Here is a 24,039-nt window from a genome sequence, read left to right as displayed (position 1 = left end):
GGCCGACGATGTACTCAGTCGCGCATGCGGCGGGGGCCGGGCTCGACGCGGGCGGTCGGCGGGCCGACGCGCACGGTGCCGCCGGCGACGACCAGTGACCGGCCGCCGTGCCAGGGGTCGGCCGGCCCGGCGATGACCGGCGACAGCGTCAGGCCCAGCACCTCGGGCAGGTCGTCGGCCAGCCGGGCCACCCGCAGCAGCAGGTCCTCCAGCGCGGCGACGTCGACCGGCTCCGCGCCGCGCCAGCCGTCGAGCAGCGGCCACGCCCGCGGCGCGCGGACCAGCTCGGCGGCGTCGAGGTCGGTGAGCGGCAGGGTGCGGTAGGCGCGGTCGCCGAGCAGCTCGGTGGCCACGCCGCCGAGGCCGAAGCTGACCAGGGCGCCGAACGACGGGTCGTCGACGATCTCCACGACCGTGGCCACCCCGGGCGCGGCCATCTCCTGCACGATCACCGGGTCGCCGGCGGGGATGGCGTCGAACGCGGCCCGCACGGCGGCGGCGTCGCCGAGGTCGAGGCGCACGCCGCCGAGGTCGGTGCGGTGCCGCAGCCACGGCGCCGTCGACTTGAGCACCACCGGGTAGCCGATCGCCTCGGCGGCGGCCACCGCCTCGTCGGCGGTCGTGGCGGTGCGGGTGCCCAGCAGCGGCACGCCGTAGGCGGCCAGCAGCGCGAGCACCTCGTCGTCGGTGAGCGGGCGCCCGCCCGGCGACTCGGCGAGCGCGCCGCGCACCACCGAGCGCGCCCGGTCGACGTCGACGTCGGGCAGGTCGGGCATCGTGCCCACCGGCCGGCGCCGCCAGCGGGCGTACTCGGCGACGCGGGCCAGCGCGATGACCGCCCGCTCGGGCGTCGCGTAGGACGGCACCGAGCCCCGGGCGGGCATGCCGTCGGCGTCGGGGACGGTGAGCTCGGGGAGCAGGCCCTCGGCGGAGAGGAAGGTGCCGAGCACCGGCTTGTCCGAGCCGAGGGAGACCTCGAGCAGCGCCCGGCCGTAGGCCTCGGGTGAGGTGCGCACCAGCGGCGGGAGGAACACCGCGACGACGGCGTCGACCCCGTCGTCGTCGACGGCCTCCTGCAGGGCGGCGCGGAAGGCCTCGGGGCTGCCCGCGGTGCCGATGTCGACCGGCGCCTCGTGGGCGAGCGCCAGCCCCTGGTCGAGCACGGCGTCGGCCACGAGCACGCCCAGGGCGGTGGAGTTGCCGACGACGGCGACCCGGTCGCCGGGCGGCAGCGGCTGGTGGGCCAGCAGCATGCCGACCTCGAACAGCTGGGCGACGGTCTCCACGCGGATGACGCCGGCCGAGGCGAACAGGGCGGCCACCGACTGCTCGGGCACCGACACGGACGTGCCGGCCAGGCCCGGCGTCAGCCCGCCGTGCCGGCCGCTCTTCACCGCGACCACCGGCTTGGTGCGGCCGACGCTGCGCGCGAGCCGGGCGAACTTCCGCGGGTTGCCGAAGCTCTCCAGGTGCAGCAGCACCACCTCGGTGCCGGGGTCGGTGGCCCAGTACTGCAGCAGGTCGTTGCCGCTGACGTCGGCGCGGTTGCCCGCCGAGACGAAGCTGGACAGGCCGATGTTGCGGCTGCGCGCCCGCTCGAGCAGGGCCACGCCGAGCGCGCCGGACTGGGCGAAGAACCCGACCCGGCCGCGCCCGGGCACCTGCGGCGCGAGGCTCGCGTCGAGCCGGATCGCCGGGTCGGTGTTGACGATGCCCAGGCAGTTGGGGCCGACGACGCGCATGCCCGAGGCCCGCGCCGCGGCCACCAGCGCCCGCTCGGCCGCCCGCCCCTCGGGCCCGGTCTCGCCGAACCCGCCGGAGATGACCACCAGCCCGCGGACCTGCTTGCGCCGGCAGGCCTCGACCACGCCCGCGACCTCGTCGGCGGGGACGGCGACGACGGCGAGGTCGACGTCGCCGGGGATGGCCTCGATGGACGCGTAGGCCGGGACGCCGCGGACGTGCCGGGCGTTCGGGTTGACCGGGTAGACCGGCCCGTCGAAGCGGTAGTCGAGCAGGTTGCGCAGGACGAGGTTGCCGATCTTGGCCTCGTCGTTGCTGGCGCCCACGACGGCGACCGACCGCGGCGTGAGCAGCCGGGCGATCGAGCGGGACTCGCTGCGCTGCTCGCGCTCGTAGGCCACCGCGAGCGAGGTCTCGGTGGGCGCGATCGGGAAGGTCAGGTGCACGACGCCGTCCTCGTAGGAGCGGCGGGGCTGGTAGCCGGCGTCGAGGAAGACCCGCACCATCCGGCTGTTCTGCGCGAGCACCTCGGCGACGAAGGTGGTGATCCCGCGCTCGCGGGCGGCGGCGGCCAGGTGCTCGAGCAGCACCGACCCGAGCCCGCGGCCCTGGTGGGCGTCCTCGATGAGGAACGCGACCTCGGCCTCGGTGGTGCCCGGGTACCGGTCGTAGCGGCCGACGCCGACGAGCGCGTCGCCGAGCAGCAGGACGAAGGCCACCCGGTCGACGTGGTCGACGTGGGTGAAGCGGTGCAGGTCCTTCTCCGACAGCCGCTTCATCGGCCCGAAGAACCGGTAGTAGCGGGTCTGGTCGGAGCTGCGGTCCATCAGCCCGGTCAACCCCTCGGCGTCCTCCGGGCAGATCGGGCGCAGGTGCACCGTGCCGCCGTCGGCGGCGATGATGTCGGCCTCCCAGTGCGCCGGCGGCTTCGGCGCGGCGTCGGAACGGTCCGGGGGCGGCCCCGGCGCAGGGTCCCGCTGCGAGCCTGCGAGGAGCGGGGGGCGGCGGGGTCCTTCGTCAGTCACGGGGGTCGTCCGGGTCGAGGCCGAACAGCGGGTAGGACGCCTTGCGGCTGCGGGCGATGGCCCGGTCGACGCGGGACTCGGTGAACGGGTCCCAGGCGGAGAAGCCGGTGTAGCCGCCCTCGGTCATGTGCGTGGGCGGCCGGGCGCGCAGCCCGCGGGCGACGACGTCGTCGCGCCAGGACTGCGGGATCGCCGTGACCGGGTCCAGCCGCTCCCCCGCTGCCTCCGCGAGCAGGTGCGTCCAGGCCCGCGGCACGCAGCGCACCAGCCCGTAGCCGCCCCCGCCGAGGGCGATCCAGCGGCCGTCGCAGAGCTCGTGGGCGAGGTCGTGCACGGCCCGGTAGCTGGCGCGCTGGCCGTCGACGGTGAGCGCGAGGTCGGCGAGCGGGTCCTCGTGGTGGGCGTCGCAGCCGCACTGGGTGACCAGGATCTGCGGCGCGAAGGCGCGCAGCACCCCCGGGACGACGGCGTGGAAGGCGCGCAGCCAGGAGGAGTCGTCGGTGCCGTTGGGGACCGCGATGTTCACGGCGCTGCCCAGGGCCTTGTCGGGGTCGCCGGTCTCCTCGGGGTAGCCGGTGCCCGGCCAGAGGGTGAGCGGGGTCTGGTGGATGCTCACGGTCAGCACCCGCGGGTCGTCGCTGAACGCGGCCTGGACGCCGTCGCCGTGGTGCACGTCGAGGTCGACGTAGGCGATCCGCTCGTAGCCCTGGCCGAGCAGCCAGGCGATGGCGATCGCGGCGTCGTTGAAGACGCAGAAGCCCGACGCCCGGTCGCGCATGGCGTGGTGCAGGCCGCCGGCGATGTTGACCGCGTGCTGCGCGCGGCCGCTGTGCACCAGCTCGGCGGCCTGCACGCTGCCGCCGGCGATGAGCGCCGCGGCCTCGTACATGCCCTCGAAGACGGGGTTGTCGGTGGTGCCCAGGCCGTAGCGCTCGTCGGGGTCGGTGGGCGCGCGCCGCACCGCCTCGAGGAAGTCGGCGTCGTGGACCAGGGTGAGCAGGTCCTCCCCGGCGGGCTGCGGCCGCACCACCTCCACCCGCGGGGTGGACAGGACGCCGAGGCCGTCGGCCAGGCGCATGGTCAGGTCCAGCCGCACCGGGTGCAGCGGGTGGTCGCCGCCCATGGTGTAGCCGAGCAGCGCGTCGTCCCAGACGACGGCCACCGAGTCGCTCACGGGCCCTCCTGTCGACGTCGGGACCCGCCGCCGGGACGCCGTCGTCCCGGGGTCGTCCCCGGTCCGGACGCTACCGCCGGTGCCTGGCGGCCGCGCTCCCCGCGCGTCCCCCGCGGCCTCGGGTGTGGGACCGGCCGCCTCCGCCGTGACCTGCGCCGCGTCGCCCGCGGCACCACCGCGGAGGACCCGGGCGGGGTGGCACGGGGCCCGTAGGATCGGCACCGACACGGAGGAGTGCCTGTGAACGACCTCATCGACACCACGGAGATGTACCTCCGCACGATCTTCGAGCTGGAGGAGGAGGGGATCGTCCCGCTGCGGGCCCGCATCGCCGAGCGCCTCCACCAGAGCGGCCCCACGGTCAGCCAGACGGTCGCGCGCATGGAGCGCGACGGGCTGCTCACCGTGGAGGGCGACCGCCACCTGCAGCTCTCGGAGACCGGGCGGGCGCTGGCCACCGCGGTCATGCGCAAGCACCGGCTGGCCGAGTGCCTGCTCGTCGACGTCATCGGCCTGGACTACGCCGACGTCCACGAGGAGGCCTGCCGCTGGGAGCACGTCATGAGCGAGGCGGTGGAGCGCAAGCTGCTCAGCCTGCTGGGCAACCCGACGGTCTCGCCCTTCGGCAACCCGATCCCCGGCCTCGACGCGCTGGGCGGGGAGACCTCCGCCGTGCTCGACGCCCTCACGCTGCTGTCCACGACGGCCACGGCCGACGGCCGCCGGGTGACCATCCGGCGGATCAGCGAGCAGCTGCAGGAGGACGGCGAGATGCTGCGCCGGCTGGCCGACCTGGGCGTACGCCCCGGCGCCACGGTGGTCGCCCGCTCGGCCAACGGCACGGTCACCGTCGACGACCACCCGCTGCCGCACGGCGTCGCGCAGCACCTGTTCGTCGCCGCGCTCGACGAGGACCTGACCCCGGCGGAGGCCGCGGCCCAGCTCTGAGGCCCGTCCGGCCCGTTCCCGGCGCCCGGTCCCTCCGCTCCGGCGGAGGGGCCGGGCGCTGCTCGTTACGGTGGGGCACCGCGTCCGCCAGCGTCCGCGACCACCCCCGCGAGGAGCCCCGGTGAGCCAGCCCGCACCCCCGACCGACGAGCCCGGCGCCACCGCGGAGCCCCAGCCCGCGACCCCGTTCGAGCGGCTCGCCGACTTCATGGCGATCCCGCGGGTCGGCGGCCTGGCCCTGTCGGCCGACGGCACCCGCCTCGCGGTGTCGGTGCAGACCCTGGACCCGGAGCGGAAGAAGTGGCAGTCGGCGCTGTGGGAGGTCGACCCGGCCGGGCAGCGCGCCCCGCGGCGGCTGACCCGCAGCGCGCCCGGGGAGTCCGCGCCCGCCTTCGCGCCCGACGGCACGCTGCTGTTCGTCTCCGCCCGCCCCGACCCCGCCGCCGGCCCGGACGCCGGTGACCCGAAGCCGGCGCTGTGGGCGCTGCCCCCCGGCGGCGGGGAGGCCCGCCCGGTGGTGACCCGGCCCGGCGGCGTGAGCGGGTTCGACGTCGCCGCCGACAGCGGCGACGTCGTCGTCGTGTCCTCCACCTCGCCCGGGGCCGCGGACGCGGAGGACGACGAGGCCCGGCGCAAGGCCCGGCGCGACGCCGGGGTGTCGGCGATCCTGCACGACAGCTACCCGGTGCGGTACTGGGACGCCGACCTCGGCCCGGCCGCGCCGCACCTGTTCTGGGCCGGCGCGCTGCCGGCGGAGGACGTCGCCGGCGAGATGCCCGCGCCGGTCGAGCTGCGCGACCTGACGCCCGACGCCGCCCCGCCGATCGGCGCCGGCGAGTCGGTGACCCTGTCCCCCGACGGGACGCTGGCGCTCCGGCACGAGCAGGTGCCCGACGGCCCGGCCGGCCGGCGCACCCGCCTGGTGGCCGTCGACACCGCCACCAGGGAGAGCCGGGTGCTGGTCGACGACCCGCTCGCCGACGTCTACTCCGGCGCCTTCTCCCCCGACGGCACCAGCGTGGTCTGCGTGCGCGAGTCGCTGACCACCTACGCCGAGCCGCCGGACTACACGCTGCTCCTCGTCGAGGCCGCCACCGGCTCGGCCCGCGAGCTGACCGGGGGCTTCGACCGCTGGCCCAGCGCACCGCAGTTCGCCGCCGACGGCACCGCCGTCTTCTTCCTCGCCGACGACGACGGCCGGCACGCGCTGTTCCGCGTCGAGGTCGGCGGGGGCGCCCCGGTGCGGCTGACCGCCGACGGCGCCTACAGCGACCTGCAGGTGGCCCGCGACGGCAGCGCCCTCTACGCCCTGCGCTCGGCCTACGACGAGCCGCCGGTGCCCGTACGCCTGGACCCCGTGGCGACCGGGCAGCACCCCGACCCGCTGCCCGCCCCGGGCGCCGTCGGCCCGCTGCCGGGCACCCTGACCGAGGTCCGCACCACCGCCGCCGACGGGGCCGAGGTCCAGTCCTGGCTGGTCCTCCCCGAGGGCGCCTCCGCCGAGCACCCGGCGCCGCTGCTGCTGTGGATCCACGGCGGCCCGCTGATGAGCTGGAACTCGTGGTCGTGGCGCTGGTGCCCGTGGGTGCTCGCCGCCCGCGGCTACGCCGTGCTGCTGCCCAACCCGGCGCTGTCGCAGGGCTTCGGCCAGGACTTCGTCCGCCGCGGCTGGGGCGAGTGGGGCGGCGCGCCCTACACCGACCTCATGGCCGCGGTGGACGCCGCGCTCGAGCGGCCGGACCTCGACGCCGACCGCACCGCGGCGATGGGCGGCTCGTTCGGCGGCTACATGGCCAACTGGGTGGCCACCCAGACCGACCGGTTCCGGGCGATCGTCACCCACGCCAGCCTGTGGGACCTCGACAGCTTCGTGGGCACCACCGACGCCGCCTACTACTGGGAGCGGGAGTGGGGCGACCCGCTGGCCACCCCAAAGCGCTACGAGCAGAACTCGCCGCACCGCTTCGCCGACGCCATCCGGACGCCCATGCTGGTCATCCACGGCGACAAGGACTACCGCGTGCCGATCGGCGAGGGGCTCCGCCTCTGGTACGACCTGCAGAAGCGCGGCGTGCCCTCGCGGTTCCTGTACTTCCCCGACGAGAACCACTGGGTGCTCACCCCCGGCAACGCGACGGTCTGGTACGAGACGGTGATCGCCTTCCTCGCCGAGCACGTCCTCGGCGAGGAGTGGCGCCGGCCCGAGCTGGTCTGACGAAGGACCCCCCTCTCCCCCGAGGGCGGCCGTTCCAGCACGTCACCAGGAGGCCGCGACCGTCCGGCCGATCAGCGCCCGCAGGTCGGCCGGCGGGAGGCACGTGTCGAGTCCCTCGGCGAGGAGCTGGGGCAGTCGCGCGTCCGGGTCGGCCGAGATCGCCCGCTCCAGCGCCACGTTGGCCATCGCGCCGTCGCCGCGCAGCCAGGCGCTGACGGCCAGCAGCGTGGCCGGAGCGCCGTCGAGCGGCACGGGCGCGCGGCGGGTGCACTCGGTCCACAGCACCTCGGCGGCCGCGGCGTCGTCGCCGAGCGCGAGGGCCAGCGCCCGGTCGCGGACGGCGGGGACGGTCAGCGCCCACAGCACGGCGGCCACCTGCGCGTCGGGCAGCCGGGTGCCGGCGGTGTCGGGTCCGGGCCGGCAGGCGGCCGCCGCCCCGGCCACGGCGGCGTCACCCTCCGCGGCGACCGCGGCGATGCCCCGGGCGCGCAGCCGCTGCGCGTGCGCTCGCCCGGCGCTCAGGCAGGCGTCGGCCATGGCCGCGGCGGCAGGGCCGTCGGGGGTGGCGATCCGGGCGGCCAGCGCGGCGCGGTCGGCGGCGAGCACCGCGCCGCCGGCGACCGCGGCCGCGGCGAGCGGGCTGTCGCCGTCGGGGACCGGGGTGCCGGCGCCCGGCGCGCAGCAGGGGTACGGGCAGTCGTAGTCCCACCACCGGCCGCCGCGGACCAGCAGCGCCTCGCGCACGGGCACGTCGCGCGCGTCGAGGGCGAGCACCACCTCGTGCACGACGTCGCGGTGCGGCAGCTCGGGCCAGGCCTCGAGGGAGCCGTCGTCCGCGGGCGGGACGGGCAGCGCGCCGACGTCGGGGGCCTCGGACACGACGGCGAGCAGCACCGCGGCGGGGTCGTCGGTGACGACCTTGGCGGCCAGGGTGCGGGCCAGGGACGCGGCGGCGTACGGCGGCGGGAGGTCGGCGCGCACGGTCAGGCCGACGCGGCTGCCGCCGGGCCCGCGGAGGCTGACCAGCACGAGCGACTCGGCGGGGCGGAAGCCCAGCAGGTGCGGGAGGGCCGCGGCGACCTCACCGGTGTCGCCGAGCCGGATGACGGGGATCGCGGGTTCGTCCACCCGGCCGACCCTGGGGCGTGGGCACCGCCCGAGGACGCGGCCCGGCCGAGCTGTGGACCGGGCGGCGCCTGTGGACACGGCCCTCCTGCAGGGGCCCGCCGCGCGCGGAGCGCGTGGTGGGGGGGCAGGAGGGTCCTTCCTCAGTCCAGCGCGTCGGCCTGCACCCGGAAGGCCTCCTCGAGCAGGCCCGCGAAGCCGGCCTGGTCCAGCGGCCCGCCGGCGACGCTCGTGCTCACCAGCACCAGCGCCCGCTCGCCGTCCTGGGCCGCCCCGATCAGCGCGGGGACGGTGATCTGCCGGCCGTCCGGGCCGGCGACGGTCGTCGTGACGGAGAAGCCGGCGGCGCCGTCGCCGAGGTCGGGCACGTCGAGCGCGGCGTACTGCACGGAGACCGTGCCGATCTGCGGCGACGTCGCCTGGATCGCCTCGCAGCCCGCGGGCGGCCCCTGGAAGCCGGACAGCGCGTCAGCGGCCGGGCCGCCGGTCACCAGCGCCTCCACCGTGGTCGTCGTGCCCACCGTGGCGACCTGCGCGGCGATGTCGTCGTAGGCGTCGAAGGACGGCTGGCTCTGCTGGAACGCCTCGGCGCACTCCGGCGGGGTCACCTGCAGCCCCTCCAGGGAGCCCGCCGACAGGGCGGCGCCCTGCTCGAGCTCCTCCTGCCCGACCGGGACGACCTGCGCGCCCGGGCCGAACGCCCCGGCCGGCAGCAGGCCCGCGGCGAGGTCGGTGCCGCCCGGGTCGGAGGAGCCCGCCGACCCGGAGGACGAGGGCGCCGAGGAGGACGGCGACGCGGACGACGAGGGGCCCTCTCCCGGCGCCGGTGACGCGGTGCCCGCGACGTCCTGACCCCCGCACCCGGCCAGCAGCAGGGCGGTGAGGGCGGCTCCGGCGAGGACGGGCCGACGGCGTGCGCGCATGGGCCGGACGCTAACCGCGGCCCGGCGGACGCGCAGGTCACCCCGCCCGTACGGGTCAGACCTCGTACTGGACGGCGCTGCGCGCGGCGAGGAACGGGCGGACGTGCTCGGCGATGACCTCGAGGTGCACCGGGTCGGTCGCGTAGCGGCGGAACGCCTCGGCGTCGGGGAAGTCGGCGACGAGGATCGTCTGCGCGTTGCCCTCGACCAGGCCGGCGTCGGGCGCGACGGTGAAGGCCAGCGACCCCGGCACCTGCTCGGGCAGGCGGCGCAGGGCGGCGACGGTCTGCGCGCGGCGGTCGGCGTCGGCAGCGTCGGACCAGGTGAAGTGCACGACGTGTCGGATCACGGGCCCCACCCTGTCAGGCGGCCGGACGGTACGGGGTCGGTAGTGTCCGGCGCATGGGACGACGGCTGCGGATCGCACTGCTGTCGTACCGGAGCAAGCCGCACAGCGGCGGCCAGGGCATCTACGTCCGGGCGCTGTCCCGCGAGCTCACCGCGCTCGGCCACGCCGTCGACGTGTGGAGCGGGCAGCCCTATCCCGAGCTCGACGACGGCGTGCCGCTGGTCCGGCTGCCGAGCCTGGACCTCTACCGCGAGCCCGACCCGTTCCGCACACCGCGGCCCTCGGAGTTCCGCGACTGGATCGACGTCGCCGAGTTCGCCGCGATGTGCACCGCCGGCTTCCCCGAGCCGCTCACCTTCTCCCTGCGGGCCGCCCGCGCGCTGCTCCCCCGCGCCGCCGACTACGACGTCGTCCACGACAACCAGTCGCTGGGCTACGGGCTGCTGCGGCTGGTGCGGGCCGGCGTCCCGACCGTGGCCACCGTGCACCACCCGGTGGCCATCGACCGGCAGCTCGACCTCGCCGCCGCGCCCACCCTGCGCCGCCGGCTGACGCTCACCCGCTGGTACGGCTTCACCGCGATGCAGGCCCGGGTCGCGCCGCGGCTCGACGCGGTCACCACCGTGTCGGAGAGCTCGCGCCGCGACATCGAGACGCACCTGCACGTCCCGGCCGCCGGCATCGAGGTGGTCCCGGTCGGCATCGACCCCGACGTCTTCACCCCGCCGCCGGCCGGCCGGCCGCGGGAGACCGACTCGATCGTCGTCACCACCAGCGCCGACGTCCCGCTCAAGGGCCTGGTGCACCTGCTCGAGGCCGTGGCCAAGCTGCGCACCGAGCGGCCGGTGCGGCTGACCGTCGTCGGCACCGCCCGGCCCGGCGGGCCGGCCGAGACCGCGCTGGACCGGCTCGGCATCCGCGACGCCGTCCGGTTCACCGGGCCGCTGCCCGAGGCCGACCTGGTCACGCTGCTGCAGACCGCCACCGTGGCCGCCATCCCGTCGCTGTACGAGGGCTTCTCGCTGCCGGCGGTCGAGGCCATGGCCTGCGGCACGCCGCTGGTGACCACCGACGCCGGCGCGCTGCCGGAGGTGGTCGGCACGCAGGCGGGCCTGCGGGTGCCCGCGGGCGACGTCGGGGAGCTGACGGCGGCGCTGCGGCTGGTGCTGGAGAAGCCGTCGCTGCAGGAGCAGCTGGGCCGCGCCGGGCGCCGCCGGGTGCTGGCGAACTACACGTGGCGGCGGACCGCGGAGCGCACCGCCGACTGGTACGCGCGCGTGCTGGAGGACAAGGGGCGCCCGTGCTGACCGTCGACTACGACCTGCTCGACCTCCGGCCGGGCATGACCGTGCTCGACCTCGGCTGCGGCGAGGGCCGGCACGCGTTCGAGGCCTACCGGCGCGGCGCGCGGGTGGTCGCCGTCGACTGGGGCGTGTCCGAGGTGGAGACGACCAAGCGCTGGCTCGGCGCGATCGCCGAGGCCGGCGAGGCCCCGGCCGGGGCGCACTTCGAGGTGGTGCGCGGCGACCTGCTGCACCTGCCCTTCCCCGACGCCGGCGTCGACCGGGTGATCGCCTCCGAGGTGCTCGAGCACGTCCCCGACGACGCCCGCGCGATGGCCGAGATCGCCCGCGTGCTCAAGCCGGGCGGCCGGGTGGCGGTCACCGTGCCGCGGTGGGGGCCCGAGCGGGTCTGCTGGGCGCTGTCGGACGCCTACCACGCGAACGAGGGCGGCCACATCCGCATCTACCGCGGCGACGTGCTGCGGGCGCGGCTGTCGGTGGCGGGCCTCGTCCCCGGCGCCACGCACCACGCGCACGCGCTGCACGCGCCCTACTGGTGGCTCAAGTGCGCGGTCGGGGTCGACCGCGACGCCGCCGTCGTCCGCGCCTACCACCGGCTGCTGGTGTGGGACCTCATGAAGCGGCCGTGGCTGACCCGCACCGCCGAGCGCGTGCTCGACCCGCTGATCGGCAAGAGCCTCGTCGTCTACGCCGACCGGCCGGCGGTCGCGGCGGACGTCACGGCGGACGTCACGGCGGACGTCACGGCGGACGTCACGGCGGAGGCCGTCCCGGAGCGGGAGAAGACCGCTGCCGCGGGCTGACCTGCCGGAGCTGCCCGGGGTCCTCGACGCGGCGGACGTCGCCCGCACGGTGGCGGCGATCGCCGCCGAGCAGGCCCCCGACGGCGCGCTGCCGTGGTTCCGCGGCGGCCAGCTCGACCCGTGGGACTCCGTCGAGGCCGCGATGGCGCTGCAGGTCGGCGGGGAGCACGGGCGCGCCGCGGCCGCGTACCGCTGGCTGGCCGCCCGGCAGCGGCCCGACGGCTCCCTCGCCGCCGAGTACCGCGGCGACGCCGAGACGCAGCCCGGCGTCGAGAGCAACCACGCCGGTTACCTCGCCGTCGGGCTGTGGCACGGCTGGCTTTCCCGCCCGGACGAGGCGCTGGTCGCCGAGCTCTGGCCGGTCGTCCGCCGGGGCCTGGACCTCGTGGTGCGCATGCAGCTGGGCAGCGGCGCGGTCAGCTGGGCGCTGCGGCCCGACGGCACGCCGGACGACACGGCGCTGCTCACCGGCAACGCCAGCCTGTTCCAGGCCCTGCGCTGCGGCATCGCGCTGGCCGGGCTCGTCGGGGAGCCGCAGCCCGACTGGGAGCTGGCGGTCACCGGCCTCGGCGAGGCCCTGCGCACCGACCCGGCAGCGTTCGCCGACCGCTCCCGCTGGTCGATGGACTGGTACTACCCGGTGCTCGCCGGGGCGGTCACCGGCGAGGCGGCCCGCGCCCGCCTGGCCGCCGGCTGGGACCGCTTCGTCGTCCCGGGCCTCGGTGCCCGCTGCGTGGCCGACCGCCCGTGGGTGACCGGCGCGGAGACCTGCGAGCTGGCGCTCGCCCTCGTCGCGGCCGGGCAGCCGGAGGCGGCCCGCGAGCAGGTGGCCGCCATGCAGCACCTGCGAGCCGACGACGGCTCGTACTGGACCGGGCTGGTCTACGCCGACGACGCCCGCTGGCCGGTCGAGCGCACCACCTGGACGGCGGCCGCGGTGGTGCTCGCCGTCGAGGCCCTGGCGGGCGGCACGCCGGCGTCCACGCTGTTCGCCGACCCCACCGCCCTGCCCGCGCCTGGTGCGGCGAGACCCACGGGTTCGGCCGCGCCGCTGCCGGGCAGGGCGCAACCGTGACCCGTTCCTCCCCCGCCCCGGCGCCCTCCCCGGCCCCCTCCCCACCTGCCCCTGACGGCGTCACGGTCGTCGTCATGAGCCGCGACCGGCGCGAGGACCTGCTCGCCTCGCTCCCCCGGCACGAGGCGCCGGTGGTGCTGGTGGACAACGGGTCCGGCGACGGGACCGTGGACGCCGTCCGCGCGGCACTGCCGCAGGTGACCGTGCTGCCGCTGGCGGAGAACGCCGGCGCGCGGGCGCGCACCATCGGCGCCGGGTACGCGGGCACGGAGTTCGTGGCGTTCGCCGACGACGACTCCTGGTGGGCGCCCGGCGACCTCGCCCGCGCCGCGGAGGTCATGCGCGCGCACCCGCGGCTGGCGGTGCTCAACGCCCGGGTGCTGGTCGGCCCCGAGGAGCGGCTGGACCCGCTGTGCCCGGAGCTTGCGGCCAGCCCGCTCGGCAGCCCGGCGCACCTGCCCGGGCCGCGGCTGCTCGGCTTCATCGCGTGCGCCGCGATGGTGCGCACGGAGGCGTTCCTCGCCGTCGGCGGCTTCGACTCCGTGGTGCGCTTCCCTGGCGAGGAGGAGCGGCTGTCCCTCGACCTCGCCGCGGCCGGCTGGGACATCGCCTACGTCGACGCGGTGACCGTGCACCACCACCCCTCGTCCCGCCGGCACGACCGCGCCGCGCGGCAGGCGGCGGTCCTGCGCTCCCGGGTGCTCACCGCGGTGCTGCGGCTGCCGGTGCGCGACGTCGCCGCCACGGTGGCCGAGGCGCTGCGCGCCGGCGCACCCGGCCGGCGGGGACTCCTGCGGGCGCTGCCCGACCTGCCCGCCGCGCTGCGCCGCCGCCGCCGGCTGCCGGCGTCCGTGCTGGCCGACCGGCGGCTGCTCGCCGGGGACCCGGCGTGACCGCCACGGAGGCCCGGCCCGAGGGCGCCGGGCTCGCGCCGGACCCGCGGGTCGCCGTCGTCGTCATCACCCACCAGCGGCGCGACGAGGTGCTGCTCGCGCTGTCGCGGCTGCTGGCGCTGCCCGAGCAGCCGCACGTCGTGCTGGTCGACAACGGCTCCACCGACGGCACCGCCGAGGCGGTGCGCGAGCGCTTCCCGGCCGTCGAGCTGGTCGCCAGCCCGGAGAACCTCGGCGCCGTCGGCCGCAACGTCGGGATCGCCCGGCTCGACACCCCCTACGTCGCCTTCTGCGACGACGACACGTGGTGGGACCCGGGATCCCTGCGGACGGCGGCCGACGTGCTCGACGCCCACCCGCGGCTGGCCGTGGTGACCGCGCGGATCCTCGTGGAGCCCGGCGGCCGCGAGGACCCGATCGTGCCGGAGCTGCGCGACTCCCCCGTGCCCGGCGCCGAGTGGCTGCCCGGGCCGGCCCTGGGCTCGTTCCTGGCCGGCGCGAGCGTGGTGCGGCGGGAGGCGTTCCTCGAGGTCGGCGGCTTCAGCGAGCGGCTGTGGCTGGGCGGCGAGGAGGAGCTGATGGCCGGCGACCTCGCCGCCGCCGGCTGGGAGCTGTGCTACCTCCCGGCGCTCACCGTGCACCACCAGGCGTCCAGGGCGCGGGACTCGCACCGGCGCCGGCGCGACGGCATCCGCAACACGCTCTGGACGACGTGGCTGCGCCGCCCGCTGCGCCCGGCCCTGCGCCGCACGGTGCACCTGCTGCGCACGCTGCCGCGGGACCGGGTGACCGCCCAGGGCCTGTGGAACGCCGTCCGCGGGCTCCCGTGGGTGCTGCGCGAGCGGCGGGTGCTGCCCGCCCACGCGGAGGCCCGCTTCGCCGCGCTCGACGCCGTCCAGCGCCGCTCGACCGCCCGCAGGTACGTCAGCTGAGGAGCCGCACGGCGCCCGCTGTCGACCTGTGGTCGCCTCGACGGCCCTGAGACGACGCCAGGTCGACGACGGGCGAGCAGTCCCGCGCCGAGATGCGGGCGGTGGTCGTCATCCGCTGCCGGATGACGACCGCGGGGCGCATCTCGGGAGGCCGACCCCGAGCGGGACCAGGCCAATCCCGGCGATTGGCCCGCAGGGACCGGGCCACTCCCACGGCAGGGTGGACGCCGTGCTCCAGCCCCGCCCGGTCCGCCGGCCCCCGCGCCTCCCGCGCCGCCTCGTCCAGCTCTACGCCGGCCTCGCGCTCTACGGCGCCTCGATGGCCCTGCTGGTGCGGTCCTCGCTCGGGGTCACGCCGTGGGACGTGCTGCACCAGGGCCTCGCGCACCGGCTGGGCTGGTCGCTCGGGCTGGTCACCGCCGTCGTGGGCGCGCTGGTCCTGCTGGCCTGGGTGCCGCTGCGCGAGCGGCCGGGCCTGGGCACCGTCAGCAACGTCGTCGTCATCGGGGTCGCCGTCGACGGCACCCTCGCCGTGCTGCCCGCGCCGTCGCACCTGGCCGTGCAGGTCGCGTTCGCCGCGGCGGGCATCGCGCTCAACGCCGTCGCCACGGCCGCCTACGTCGGCGTGCACCTCGGGCCCGGACCGCGCGACGGCCTGATGACCGGGCTGGTGCGGCGCACCGGCGGGTCGGTGCGGGCCGTGCGCACCGCGATCGAGGCCACCGTCGTGGCCACCGGCTGGCTGCTCGGCGGCACCCTCGGCGTCGCGACCGTCGCCTACGCCCTGCTCATCGGCCCGCTGACCCAGGTGCTGCTGCCCCGCCTGTCGGTGCGGCTGCCGGAGCGGCCGGCGGTCAGCGCGCGCAGCTGATGCAGGTGCGCGCGGTGGGCCGGGCGGCCAGCCGCTCGGGCGCGATCGCCGAGCCGCAGGTCTCGCACCGGCCGTAGGTGCCGGACTCGACGGCGGTGACGGCGGCGTCGACGTCGGCCAGCCGGCGGCGTGCCTGCTCCAGCAGCGCCGCGACCTGCTGGCGCTCGAAGGCGATCGTGGCGCCCTCCGGGTCGTGCTCGTCGTCGGCGTTGGACGCCCGTGACGCGGCGACGATCTCGTCGAACTGGCGGGTCAGCGCCTCGATCTGCGCCTGCGCGGCCGCCCGCTCGGCGCCGAGCGCGTCAGCGCTCACGGCGCAGCACCCGCAGCGAGCCCGTGCCGGGCAGCTCGGTGAAGTCCCCGGAGGCGAGCACCCGCGTGTAGACGCCGAAGGGCGCCTGGCCGCCGTCGGCGGGGTCGGGGAAGACGTCGTGGATCGCCAGCGTGCCGCCGACGGCGAGCTTCGCCACCCAGGCGTCCTGGTCGCGGCGCGCGGACTCCTCGGTGTGGCTGCCGTCGAGGAACAGCAGCGCGAGCGGCGTCGTCCACAGCGGGGCGAGCACCTCCGAGCGCGCCACGACGGCGACGACGACGTCCTCGGCACCGGCGTCGGCGATCGTGCGGCGGAACCGCGGGAGGGTGTCGATCCGGCCGACGGCGGGGTCGACCAGCGACGGGTCGTGGTACTCCCAGCCGGGCTGGTGCTCCTCGGAGCCGCGGTGGTGGTCGACGGTGACCACCTGCCGGCCGGTCTCGCGGGCGGCCGCGGCGAGGTAGAGCGCCGACTTCCCCATCCACGAGCCGATCTCCAGCAGCGGCCCCGGCACGGCCACCGACCGCGCCGCCTCGTACAGGGCGCGGCCCTCGTCGTCGGGCATGAAGCCCGGGGCGGCCTCCGCGGCGGCCAGCAAGGGACTGGAACGGCCCCGCTGCAGGGACCCGCCGCGAGCCTGCGAGTGGTGGGGGGGAGTGGGGTCCTTCATCGGGCGAACCTCGCACGCAGTGCCGACATCCGCTTCTCCGGGGCCGCCCCGGCCTCGGTGCCGGCCGCGGTGGCGAAGAACGCGCCGACCGCGGTGGTCACCGGCACGGCGAGGACGAGCGCGATCGCACCCACCAGCGTGCGGACCACCTCCTCGGCCATCGCCGAGCTGGTGAGGATCACCCCGGCCGGCTGCGAGTAGACGGTGAACAGGAGCAGCAGCGGCAGCGCGGCCCCGGCGTAGGCGAAGACGATCGTGTAGACGGTCGAGGCGATGTGGTCGCGGCCCACGGCCATGCCGCGCCGGTACAGCTCGCGGGAGCCCATCGCCGGGTCGACCTCGTGCAGCTGCCAGATGGCCGAGGCCTGGGTGATCGTGACGTCGTTGAGCACGCCGAGCCCGGCGACGACGGTCCCGGCGATCACGAGCCCGGAGAAGCTCAGGCCGGCGTCGAAGGTCTGCAGCTGGACGGTCTCCTCGCTGGTGAGGCCGGTGAGCCGGGCGACGCCGACCGCCAGCGCCCCGAGCCCGGTGACCAGCGCCAGGCCGAACAGGGTGCCGATGAGCGCCGTCGTCGTCCGGGCCGACAGGCCGTGCGCCAGGTAGAGGACGACGAACATGATCGCCGCCGAGCCGACGAGGCTGACCAGCGTCGGCGAGTCCCCGGACAGCAGGCCCGGCATGACGAACTGCAGCAGGACGAGGAAGGCGAAGGCCAGCCCGACCAGCGCCGCGACCCCGCGCAGCCGGGCCACCGCCGCGACCACGACGGCGAAGGCGACGCCGAGCACGAGCATCGGCGTCGTCCGCTCGAAGTCGAAGAACTGGTAGGCCGGGCTGCCCTCGGCGCCGGCGTCGCGGGTGAGCACCACGGTGTCGCCCTCGCCGATCCCGTTCGCGACGACGTCGGCGGCGAGGTCGACCTGCTGGTACTCCCCGGTGCCCTCGCCGTCGAGCACCTCGACGACGGCGGTCGCGCACGTGGCCTGCACCCCGCCGGTCTCCCCGCACGACAGCGTCTGCAGCGAGACGATCCGCCCCTCGGGGTAGGTGGTGCCCGGCGGCAGGAACTGCTCGGCCGCCTGCTGGGCGCGGGTCGGCTCGTCGCCCGGCCAGAGCACGAACAGCCCGACCACGGTGGCCAGCGCCGCCGGGACGAGCAGCAGCAGCATCAGCCAGACGGCGCGGCGCCGCCGGGCGAGCGTCTCCGCGCTCGGCGGCGGCGCGTCGGGGTCCGGGCCGTGGGAGTGGGAGGAGGGCGGCACCCGGTCAGGCTAGGAGCAGCGGCCCGCCCCGGACCGCCCGACACAGGAGCGCCAAGTGGTCAGGCGCTGCGGCCGTCGGGGCCGTCGGGCCGCGGCGCCTGCGCGCCCGACACCGGGGAGCCCCCGGCGTCGGCCGGGCCGGCCTCGTCGTCGACCACCTCGAAGCGGCGCCACAGCCCGGTCAGCTGCAGCGGCCGGGCGACGGCGGCCGGCGGCGAGACCAGGGCGACGGTGACGGCCCGGGGCTGCGTCATCCGCTGCAGCTGCACCAGCACGGCCATCCCGGCGGAGTTCATGAACGTCACCTGGTCGAGGTGCAGCTCCAGCCGGGACAGCGTGGGCACCGACAGCAGCTGGTCGGTGACCGCGCGGACCAGGGGCCGGCGGGCGGCCTCGGTGAGCTCGCCGGTGACGGTGACACGGCTGACGTCGCCGTCGAGGGCGGCGGTCACCTCGGGGGCGGCGGCGTCGTCGGCGTGCCCCTCGCTGGGCGGTACGGACTCGTCCATGCCCGGGCACTGCCCGTTGCCGCGCGATCCCATGCGCGACGCGGACGACATGCGCGGAGAGATGTTTACAGCGGCCGTCGGTTGAGGTAATCTTTAGTCGCCGCTGGAGGTTCACCCCACGGCAGCGACCGACCAGCACGACCCAGGAGGTGCACCAGCATGATGCTGACCGCCTACGACCCGTTCGCCGCCACGTCCGCCGCCTTCCGCGCGCTGGACCAGCTCGCCGGCCGCACCGGCCCCGCCCGCGCCCTGTCGGGCATGCCGATGGACGCCTACCGGGTCGGCGACAAGTTCGTCGCCCACTTCGACCTGCCCGGCGTCGACCCCGGCTCGATCGACCTGTCGATCGAGGGCACCACGCTCACCGTGACCGCCGAGCGCTCGGTGCCGCAGCTGGAGAACGCCGAGTGGGCCGTCGCCGAGCGCCCGTACGGCTCCTACACGCGGCAGCTGGTCCTCGGCCGCAGCCTCGACACCGACCGGCTCGAGGCGAGCTACCACGACGGCGTGCTCACCGTGAGCATCCCGGTGGCCGAGAAGGCGCGGGCCCGCAAGATCACCGTGACCCGGGCCGACGTGCCGGCCGCGGTGGAGGGCCGCACCATCGAGCACGAGTCGGCCGGGCGCGAGCAGCGCGCCGTCGAGAGCTGACCGGCGCGTCCCGCACACGGGGCCGGGCCCGCGGGGGCCCGGCCCCGTGCCGTTCCCGAGGAGTCCCCATGGCGAGCAGCGACAGGCCGGGCCGCGACGACGGCGCGCCCGGGGACCCGGCAGGCGCCACGGCTCCCGTGCCCGCGGCCCCCTCGGCCGCGGACGCCGTCCGGCGGCTCGACGACCCGGACTACCCGGCGCTGACCATGAGCCAGGCCGCCGCCCTCCTCGGCGTGCAGGCCGCCTTCCTCCGCAGCCTCGACGGCTCGGGCGCGCTGTCGCCGCACCGCTCCCCCGGCGGCCACCGCCGCTACTCCCGCCACCAGCTCGTCCTCGCCGCCCGCCTGCGCGGCCTGCTCGACGAGGGCCACCCGCTCGCCTCGGCCGAGGTGATCGTCGGCCTGCAGGACCAGCTCGCCGACGCCCGCGCCGACGGCGACCGGCTGCGCGACGCCGTCGCCCGCCTCCGCGACGAGCGCCCGGAGGACCCGACCGACGACGCGTGACACCCCTGGGGGGTAAGGGTACTGTGGCAGCCGTGCCCGACGAGCAGAGCCCCGGTCGCGTCCACGGCTACATCCACCACAAGGACGACCACCTCAAGCGGCTGCGCCGCATCGAGGGACAGGTGCGTGGCCTGCAGCGGATGGTCGAGGACGAGAAGTACTGCATCGACATCCTCACGCAGGTGTCCGCGGTGACCTCGGCCCTGCAGTCGGTCGCCCTCGGCCTGCTCGAGGAGCACCTGGGCCACTGCGTCGCCGAGGCCGTGGCCGCCGGCGGGCCCGAGGCCGACGAGAAGGTCCGCGAGGCCTCCGCCGCCATCGCCCGCCTCGTCCGTTCCTGACCCCACCCCCGCGAGGAGACCCCCGTGAGCACCGCCAGCTACACCGTCACCGGCATGACCTGCCAGCACTGCGTCGCCTCGGTCACCGAGGAGGTCAGCGAGATCCCCGGCGTCACCGGGGTGCAGGTCGACCTCGCCAGCGGCGGCCTGACCGTCACCAGCGACGCCCCCGTCGACGACGCCGCCGTGCGCGCCGCCGTCGAGGAGGCCGGCTACGAGGTCGCCGCCCGCTGACGCGGGCGCGTCGAGGGGAGAGGGCCGTGCGCACCGCCACCCGGGCCGCCGCGACGCTGGGCGTCGCGGCCGCCGTCCTCGGCGCCGGCTGGGGTGCCGGCGCGCTCGCCGGCCCGGTCGACCGCCCCGGCGCCGCGGAGGAGCACGCGGCGGCCGGGGAGCACGGGTCCGCCGAGGGCGGGCACGACGCAGCGCCCGAGGCGGAGGGGCACGACCTCCCCGCCGGGCTCGCCGTCTCCGCGGAGGGCCACACCCTCGACCTCGCCGACGACGCCCTGCCCGCCGGCGACGCCGTCCCGCTGTCGTTCCGCCTGCTCGGGCCCGACGGCGCGCCGGTCACCGCGTACGACACGGTGCACGAGCAGGACCTGCACCTCGTCGTCGTCCGGCGGGACCTCACCGGCTACCAGCACCTGCACCCGGAGCTGTCGCCCGACGGCACCTGGACGACGCCGGTCGCGCTGACGCCGGGCTCGTGGCGGGTGCTCGCCGACGCGACGCCGACCGCGCACGGGGAGGGCCTCGTCCTCGGCGCCGACCTCGCCGTCGGCGGCGCGAGCGACCCGGTGCCGCTGCCCGCGCCCTCACCCACCGCGGAGGTCGACGGCTACACCGTCACCCTCGCCGGCGACCTCGTCGCCGGACGCGAGTCGGAGGTCGTGGTGACCGTCGCCCGCGACGGCGTCCCGGTGACCGACCTCCAGCCGTACCTCGGCGCGAACGGCCACCTGGTCGCGCTGCGCGCCGGCGACCTCGGCTACCTGCACGTCCACCCGACGGCGGCCTCCGGCGCGGAGGTCCGGTTCGCCGTCGAGGTGCCCGCGGCCGGGGACCACCGGCTGTTCTTCGACTTCCGGCACGGCGACGTCGTCCGCACCGCCGCCGTGACCGCCACCGCCAGGAGCACCCCGTGACCAGCTCGGTCGAGCTCTCGATCGGCGGGATGACCTGCGCCTCGTGCGCGAACCGCATCGAGCGCAAGCTGAACCGCCTCGACGGCGTCACCGCCACCGTCAACTACGCCACGGAGAAGGCGCGGGTCGACTACGCCGACGGCGTCGTCCCCGAGGACCTCGTCGCCGCCGTGGAGAAGGCCGGCTACACCGCCCAACCCGTCCGGCCCCGTCCAGAGGCTCGCCCCGAGCCTGCGAGGGGTGAGGGGGACGGGGTCCTTCGACCGGACGCGGGGCTGCGCCAGCGGCTGCTGGTCTCCGCCGTCCTGAGCCTGCCGGTCGTGCTGCTCGGGATGGTCCCGGCGCTGCAGTTCGAGTACTGGCAGTGGGCCTCGCTCACCCTCGCCGCCCCGGTGGTCGCGTGGGGCGGCTGGCCGTTCCACCGCGCCGCCTGGACCAACCTGCGGCACGGCTCGGCGACCATGGACACCCTGGTCTCCCTCGGCACCCTCGCCGCGCTCGGCTGGTCGCTGTACGCGCTGTTCCTCGGCACCGCCGGCGAGCCCGGCATGACGCACCCGTTCAGCTTCGCGGTGTCGCGCACCGACGGCGCGGGTGACGTCTACCTCGAGGCCGCCGCCGGGGTGATGACCTTCCTGCTGGCCGGCCGGTACGCCGAGGCGCGCGCCAAGCGGCGGGCGGGCTCGGCGCTGCGCGCCCTGCTGGAGATGGGCGCCCGTGACGTGTCGGTGCTGCGCGGCGGCGCCGAGCAGCGGGTGCCGGTGGACGCGCTCGGCGTCGGCGACCTGTTCGTCGTCCGCCCCGGCGAGCGGGTGGCCACCGACGGCGAGGTGGTCGAGGGCTCCTCGGCCGTCGACGCCTCGATGCTCACCGGCGAGCCGGTGCCGGTGGAGGTCGGCCCGGGCGACGCCGTCGTCGGCGCCACCGTGAACGCCGGCGGGCGGCTGGTCGTGCGGGCCACCCGGGTCGGCGCGGACACCCAGCTCGCGCAGATGGCCCGCCTGGTCGAGGAGGCGCAGCACGGCAAGGCGCAGGTGCAGCGGCTCGCCGACCGGGTGTCGGCGGTCTTCGTGCCCGTCGTGCTGGCCCTGGCGCTGGCCACGCTCGGCTTCTGGCTGGGCACCGGCGCGGGCCTCGCCGGGGCGTTCCCCGCCACCGTCGCCGTGCTGATCATCGCCTGCCCCTGCGCGCTCGGGCTGGCCACGCCGACCGCGCTCATGGTCGGCACCGGCCGCGGCGCGCAGCTCGGCATCCTGGTCCGCGGGCCGGAGGTGCTCGAGTCCACCCGCCGGGTCGACACCGTGGTGCTCGACAAGACCGGCACGGTGACCACCGGCCGGATGAGCCTGGTCGACGTCGCCGCCGCCCACGGCGAGGACGACGCCGAGGTGCTCCGCCGGGCCGGCGCGCTCGAGGACGCCTCCGAGCACCCGATCGCCGCGGCCGTCGCCACCGCCGCCCGCGAGCGGCTCGGCGCCCTGCCGGCCGTCACCGACTTCGCGAACGAGGCCGGCCTCGGCGTGCGCGGCACCGTGGAGGGGACGGCGGTCGTCGTCGGGCGGCCCGCGCTCGTCGGCGCGCTGCCGCCGGAGCTGGCCGCCGCGGTGCAGCAGGCCGACGCCGCCGGGCGCACCGCCGTCGCCGTCGGCTGGGACGGCGCGGTGCGCGGCGTGCTGGTCGTCGCCGACACCGTCAAGCCGACGTCGGCGACCGCCGTGCGGCAGTTCCGCGACCTCGGGCTGCGGCCGGTGCTGCTCACCGGCGACTCGTCGGCGGCCGCCCGCGCGGTCGCGGCGGAGGTGGGCATCGACGACGTGGTGGCCGAGGTGCTGCCGCAGGACAAGGTCGACGCCGTCCGGCGGCTGCAGGCGCAGGGGCGGACGGTGGCGATGGTCGGCGACGGCGTGAACGACGCCGCGGCGCTCGCCCAGGCCGACCTGGGGCTCGCGATGGGCACCGGCACCGACGTCGCCATCCAGGCCAGCGACCTCACCCTCGTGCGCGGCGACCTGCGCGCCGCCGCCGACGCCGTCCGGCTGGCCCGCCGCACGCTCGCGGTCATCAAGGGCAACCTGTTCTGGGCGTTCGCCTACAACGTCGCGGCGATCCCGCTGGCGATGGCCGGGCTGCTCAACCCGATGATCGCCGGCGCCGCGATGGCGCTGAGCTCGGTGTTCGTCGTCACCAACAGCCTGCGGCTGCGGCGGTTCGCGCCGCTGCCGGGCAACGCGACGTCCGCCGTCCCCGACTGACCCGAGCGGCCCTCGTAGCGCTCTCGGCCCCCTCGGAGGGGGCCGAGAGCGCTACTGAGGCCCCTCAGAGGGCGGGGAGCAGGAGCAGGACCGTCGGGACGAGCAGGAGCAGGCCCGCGCACAGCAGGGCGGCGGCGCGGGCCGCGGCGGGCAGCGGCGCCGGCGGGTCGACCAGCCGCAGCACCCGGGCGCCGAGCGCGCCGCCGGCCACCGACAGCGCGCCGCTGGGCACCCCGCCGCCCGCTCCCCCGGCGGCGACCACGATCGCCTGGGCCAGGGTGCGCCGCGGGTCGGGGCCGCGCAGCGAGGCGAGCGCCCGGTCGTCGGCGCGCATCTCCACGAGCTCCCGCACCGCGGCGTGCGCGCGGGCGGCCGCGGGCAGCACCGGCAGCGCCGCCTCCCACGCCACGAACGGCAGCAGGTAGAGGTGGTGGTGCTCGGCCAGGTGCGCCCGCTCGTGCGCGACGACGGCGGCGAGCTGGTCGTCGTCGAGCTCGGCGACCATGCCCGAGGAGAGCACCAGCAGCGGGCGGGCGCCGGGGATGCAGAAGGCGACCGGCGCCGGGTGCTCGAGCAGCCGGGCGTCGGGCGCGGCGGGCGAGGGCCGCACCACCAGCTCGAGCAGCTCGCGGTGCCGGCGGCGGGTGCGGGCGGTGCGCGCCCAGGACAGCGCGAGGACGCCGAGCAGCTCGGCCGCCAGGACGGCGGCGAGGGTCAGGGTGACCCAGTGGTCGCCGCGGACGGGGTCGACGGCGGGGTGCCCGCGCAGCACCGCCCACCCGGCCTCGGGCAGCGAGTGTCCCCAGGGCGCCAGGCCGTGCACGAGCAGCGCGCCGATGATCGACAGGCCACCGGCCAGCCCGATCGCCTGCCAGCAGACCAGCGCCACGAGCGGGTCGCGCCGCGGCCAGCGGGCGCGGCCGAGCAGCGCCGGCACCGGCCAGGCCAGCAGGGCCGCCAGGACCGCCAGCGCCGCGGCGGTCGCGGGCAGCACGTCAGCG

The 24,039-nt window shown here is 77.1% G+C and carries 24 protein-coding genes; 14 read left to right on the top strand and 10 right to left on the bottom strand.

Annotation, left to right across the window (positions count from 1 at the left end; translation table 11 throughout):
- Positions 1–14: 14 nt before the first annotated feature.
- Complete coding sequence (locus WA616_RS21550) at positions 15–2,768, bottom strand: bifunctional acetate--CoA ligase family protein/GNAT family N-acetyltransferase (RefSeq protein WP_336033072.1); 2,754 nt, start codon at positions 2,766–2,768, stop codon at positions 15–17.
- A complete protein-coding gene (locus WA616_RS21545) occupies positions 2,761–3,942 on the bottom strand; it encodes an acetoin utilization protein AcuC (RefSeq protein WP_336033070.1) in 1,182 nt (393 codons plus the stop codon). The genes WA616_RS21550 and WA616_RS21545 overlap by 8 nt, the downstream gene beginning before the upstream one ends.
- Before the next feature lie 240 nt (positions 3,943–4,182).
- On the opposite strand from WA616_RS21545, the gene WA616_RS21540 reads away from it, so the two are divergent.
- Both WA616_RS21540 and WA616_RS21535 read left to right on the top strand, forming a co-directional pair.
- Positions 4,183–4,890 (top strand): metal-dependent transcriptional regulator, encoded by a 708-nt coding sequence (locus WA616_RS21540; protein WP_073420380.1) that lies wholly within the window; start codon positions 4,183–4,185, stop codon positions 4,888–4,890.
- A 121-nt stretch (positions 4,891–5,011) separates the two neighbouring features.
- The gene (locus tag WA616_RS21535) at positions 5,012–7,105 is read left to right on the top strand and encodes a S9 family peptidase (protein WP_336033068.1); all 2,094 of its coding nucleotides are present in this window, start codon (positions 5,012–5,014) and stop codon (positions 7,103–7,105) included.
- A gap of 42 nt (positions 7,106–7,147) precedes the next feature.
- On the opposite strand, the gene WA616_RS21530 is transcribed toward WA616_RS21535, so the two are convergent.
- The 3 genes from WA616_RS21530 to WA616_RS21520 form a co-directional block, all read right to left on the bottom strand.
- The gene (locus tag WA616_RS21530; RefSeq protein WP_336033067.1) at positions 7,148–8,233 is read right to left on the bottom strand and encodes a DUF4192 domain-containing protein; all 1,086 of its coding nucleotides are present in this window, start codon (positions 8,231–8,233) and stop codon (positions 7,148–7,150) included.
- 140 nt (positions 8,234–8,373) lie between these two features.
- Positions 8,374–9,153, bottom strand: a complete 780-nt coding sequence (locus WA616_RS21525; RefSeq protein WP_336033065.1) for a hypothetical protein — start codon at positions 9,151–9,153, stop codon at positions 8,374–8,376.
- Between the two features lie 55 nt (positions 9,154–9,208).
- Positions 9,209–9,502, bottom strand: coding sequence for a Dabb family protein (locus WA616_RS21520; RefSeq protein WP_336033063.1), 294 nt, complete (start codon positions 9,500–9,502; stop codon positions 9,209–9,211).
- Positions 9,503–9,555: 53 nt separating this feature from the next.
- Between WA616_RS21520 and WA616_RS21515 the strand changes: the two genes are divergently transcribed.
- From WA616_RS21515 to yczE, 6 genes are all read left to right on the top strand, one after another.
- Positions 9,556–10,809, top strand: a complete 1,254-nt coding sequence (locus tag WA616_RS21515; RefSeq protein WP_336033062.1) for a glycosyltransferase family 4 protein — start codon at positions 9,556–9,558, stop codon at positions 10,807–10,809.
- Complete coding sequence (locus tag WA616_RS21510) at positions 10,803–11,609, top strand: class I SAM-dependent methyltransferase (RefSeq protein WP_336033061.1); 807 nt, start codon at positions 10,803–10,805, stop codon at positions 11,607–11,609. The genes WA616_RS21515 and WA616_RS21510 overlap by 7 nt, the downstream gene beginning before the upstream one ends.
- 49 nt (positions 11,610–11,658) lie before the next feature.
- Positions 11,659–12,684, top strand: coding sequence for a prenyltransferase (locus WA616_RS21505; RefSeq protein ID WP_336033060.1), 1,026 nt, complete (start codon positions 11,659–11,661; stop codon positions 12,682–12,684).
- 74 nt (positions 12,685–12,758) lie between these two features.
- A complete protein-coding gene (locus WA616_RS21500; protein ID WP_336033058.1) occupies positions 12,759–13,577 on the top strand; it encodes a glycosyltransferase in 819 nt (272 codons plus the stop codon).
- Positions 13,574–14,509 (top strand): glycosyltransferase family 2 protein, encoded by a 936-nt coding sequence (locus WA616_RS21495; protein ID WP_336033057.1) that lies wholly within the window; start codon positions 13,574–13,576, stop codon positions 14,507–14,509. Before WA616_RS21500 ends, WA616_RS21495 begins: the two co-directional genes overlap by 4 nt.
- A gap of 229 nt (positions 14,510–14,738) precedes the next feature.
- Positions 14,739–15,380, top strand: a complete 642-nt coding sequence (yczE, locus tag WA616_RS21490; RefSeq protein ID WP_336033056.1) for a membrane protein YczE — start codon at positions 14,739–14,741, stop codon at positions 15,378–15,380.
- On the opposite strand, the gene WA616_RS21485 is transcribed toward yczE, so the two are convergent.
- The 4 genes from WA616_RS21485 to WA616_RS21470 all read right to left on the bottom strand — a co-directional run bounded on the left by WA616_RS21485 (position 15,364) and on the right by WA616_RS21470 (position 18,137).
- Positions 15,364–15,693: a TraR/DksA family transcriptional regulator gene (locus WA616_RS21485; RefSeq protein WP_073420388.1), complete on the bottom strand. Its 330-nt coding sequence runs from the start codon at positions 15,691–15,693 to the stop codon at positions 15,364–15,366. The two genes, yczE and WA616_RS21485, sit on opposite strands and share 17 nt — an antisense overlap.
- The gene (locus tag WA616_RS21480; RefSeq protein WP_336033054.1) at positions 15,683–16,291 is read right to left on the bottom strand and encodes a class I SAM-dependent methyltransferase; all 609 of its coding nucleotides are present in this window, start codon (positions 16,289–16,291) and stop codon (positions 15,683–15,685) included. Before WA616_RS21480 ends, WA616_RS21485 begins: the two co-directional genes overlap by 11 nt.
- Before the next feature lie 68 nt (positions 16,292–16,359).
- Entirely contained in the window at positions 16,360–17,628 is a 1,269-nt protein-coding gene (locus WA616_RS21475; protein WP_336033052.1) for a YibE/F family protein, read from the bottom strand.
- Between the two features lie 59 nt (positions 17,629–17,687).
- On the bottom strand, positions 17,688–18,137 hold the full coding sequence (locus tag WA616_RS21470) for an STAS domain-containing protein (protein ID WP_336033050.1): 450 nt from the start codon (positions 18,135–18,137) through the stop codon (positions 17,688–17,690).
- Between the two features lie 159 nt (positions 18,138–18,296).
- Here WA616_RS21470 and WA616_RS21465 point away from each other — a divergent pair, with 159 nt between their 5' ends.
- The 6 genes from WA616_RS21465 to WA616_RS21440 all read left to right on the top strand — a co-directional run bounded on the left by WA616_RS21465 (position 18,297) and on the right by WA616_RS21440 (position 23,038).
- Positions 18,297–18,791 (top strand): Hsp20/alpha crystallin family protein, encoded by a 495-nt coding sequence (locus WA616_RS21465; RefSeq protein ID WP_336033048.1) that lies wholly within the window; start codon positions 18,297–18,299, stop codon positions 18,789–18,791.
- A gap of 68 nt (positions 18,792–18,859) precedes the next feature.
- On the top strand, positions 18,860–19,297 hold the full coding sequence (locus tag WA616_RS21460) for a MerR family transcriptional regulator (protein WP_336033047.1): 438 nt from the start codon (positions 18,860–18,862) through the stop codon (positions 19,295–19,297).
- 32 nt (positions 19,298–19,329) lie between these two features.
- A complete protein-coding gene (locus WA616_RS21455; protein ID WP_175562854.1) occupies positions 19,330–19,638 on the top strand; it encodes a metal-sensing transcriptional repressor in 309 nt (102 codons plus the stop codon).
- A gap of 24 nt (positions 19,639–19,662) precedes the next feature.
- Complete coding sequence (locus WA616_RS21450) at positions 19,663–19,872, top strand: heavy-metal-associated domain-containing protein (protein ID WP_336033044.1); 210 nt, start codon at positions 19,663–19,665, stop codon at positions 19,870–19,872.
- A 26-nt stretch (positions 19,873–19,898) separates the two neighbouring features.
- Positions 19,899–20,786, top strand: coding sequence for a hypothetical protein (locus WA616_RS21445; RefSeq protein ID WP_336033043.1), 888 nt, complete (start codon positions 19,899–19,901; stop codon positions 20,784–20,786).
- A gap of 29 nt (positions 20,787–20,815) precedes the next feature.
- Complete coding sequence (locus WA616_RS21440; protein ID WP_336033260.1) at positions 20,816–23,038, top strand: heavy metal translocating P-type ATPase; 2,223 nt, start codon at positions 20,816–20,818, stop codon at positions 23,036–23,038.
- 64 nt (positions 23,039–23,102) lie between these two features.
- Here WA616_RS21440 and WA616_RS21435 read toward each other — a convergent pair whose 3' ends face one another.
- Positions 23,103–24,032 (bottom strand): M56 family metallopeptidase, encoded by a 930-nt coding sequence (locus WA616_RS21435; protein ID WP_073420395.1) that lies wholly within the window; start codon positions 24,030–24,032, stop codon positions 23,103–23,105.
- Positions 24,033–24,039 lie beyond the last annotated feature (7 nt).

The organism is Geodermatophilus sp. FMUSA9-8 (genome assembly GCF_037034165.1).
Lineage (GTDB): Bacteria > Actinomycetota > Actinomycetes > Mycobacteriales > Geodermatophilaceae > Geodermatophilus > Geodermatophilus nigrescens.
Note: the sequence above shows the minus strand (reverse complement) of the source record. Positions and strands in the feature narration are given on the sequence as shown.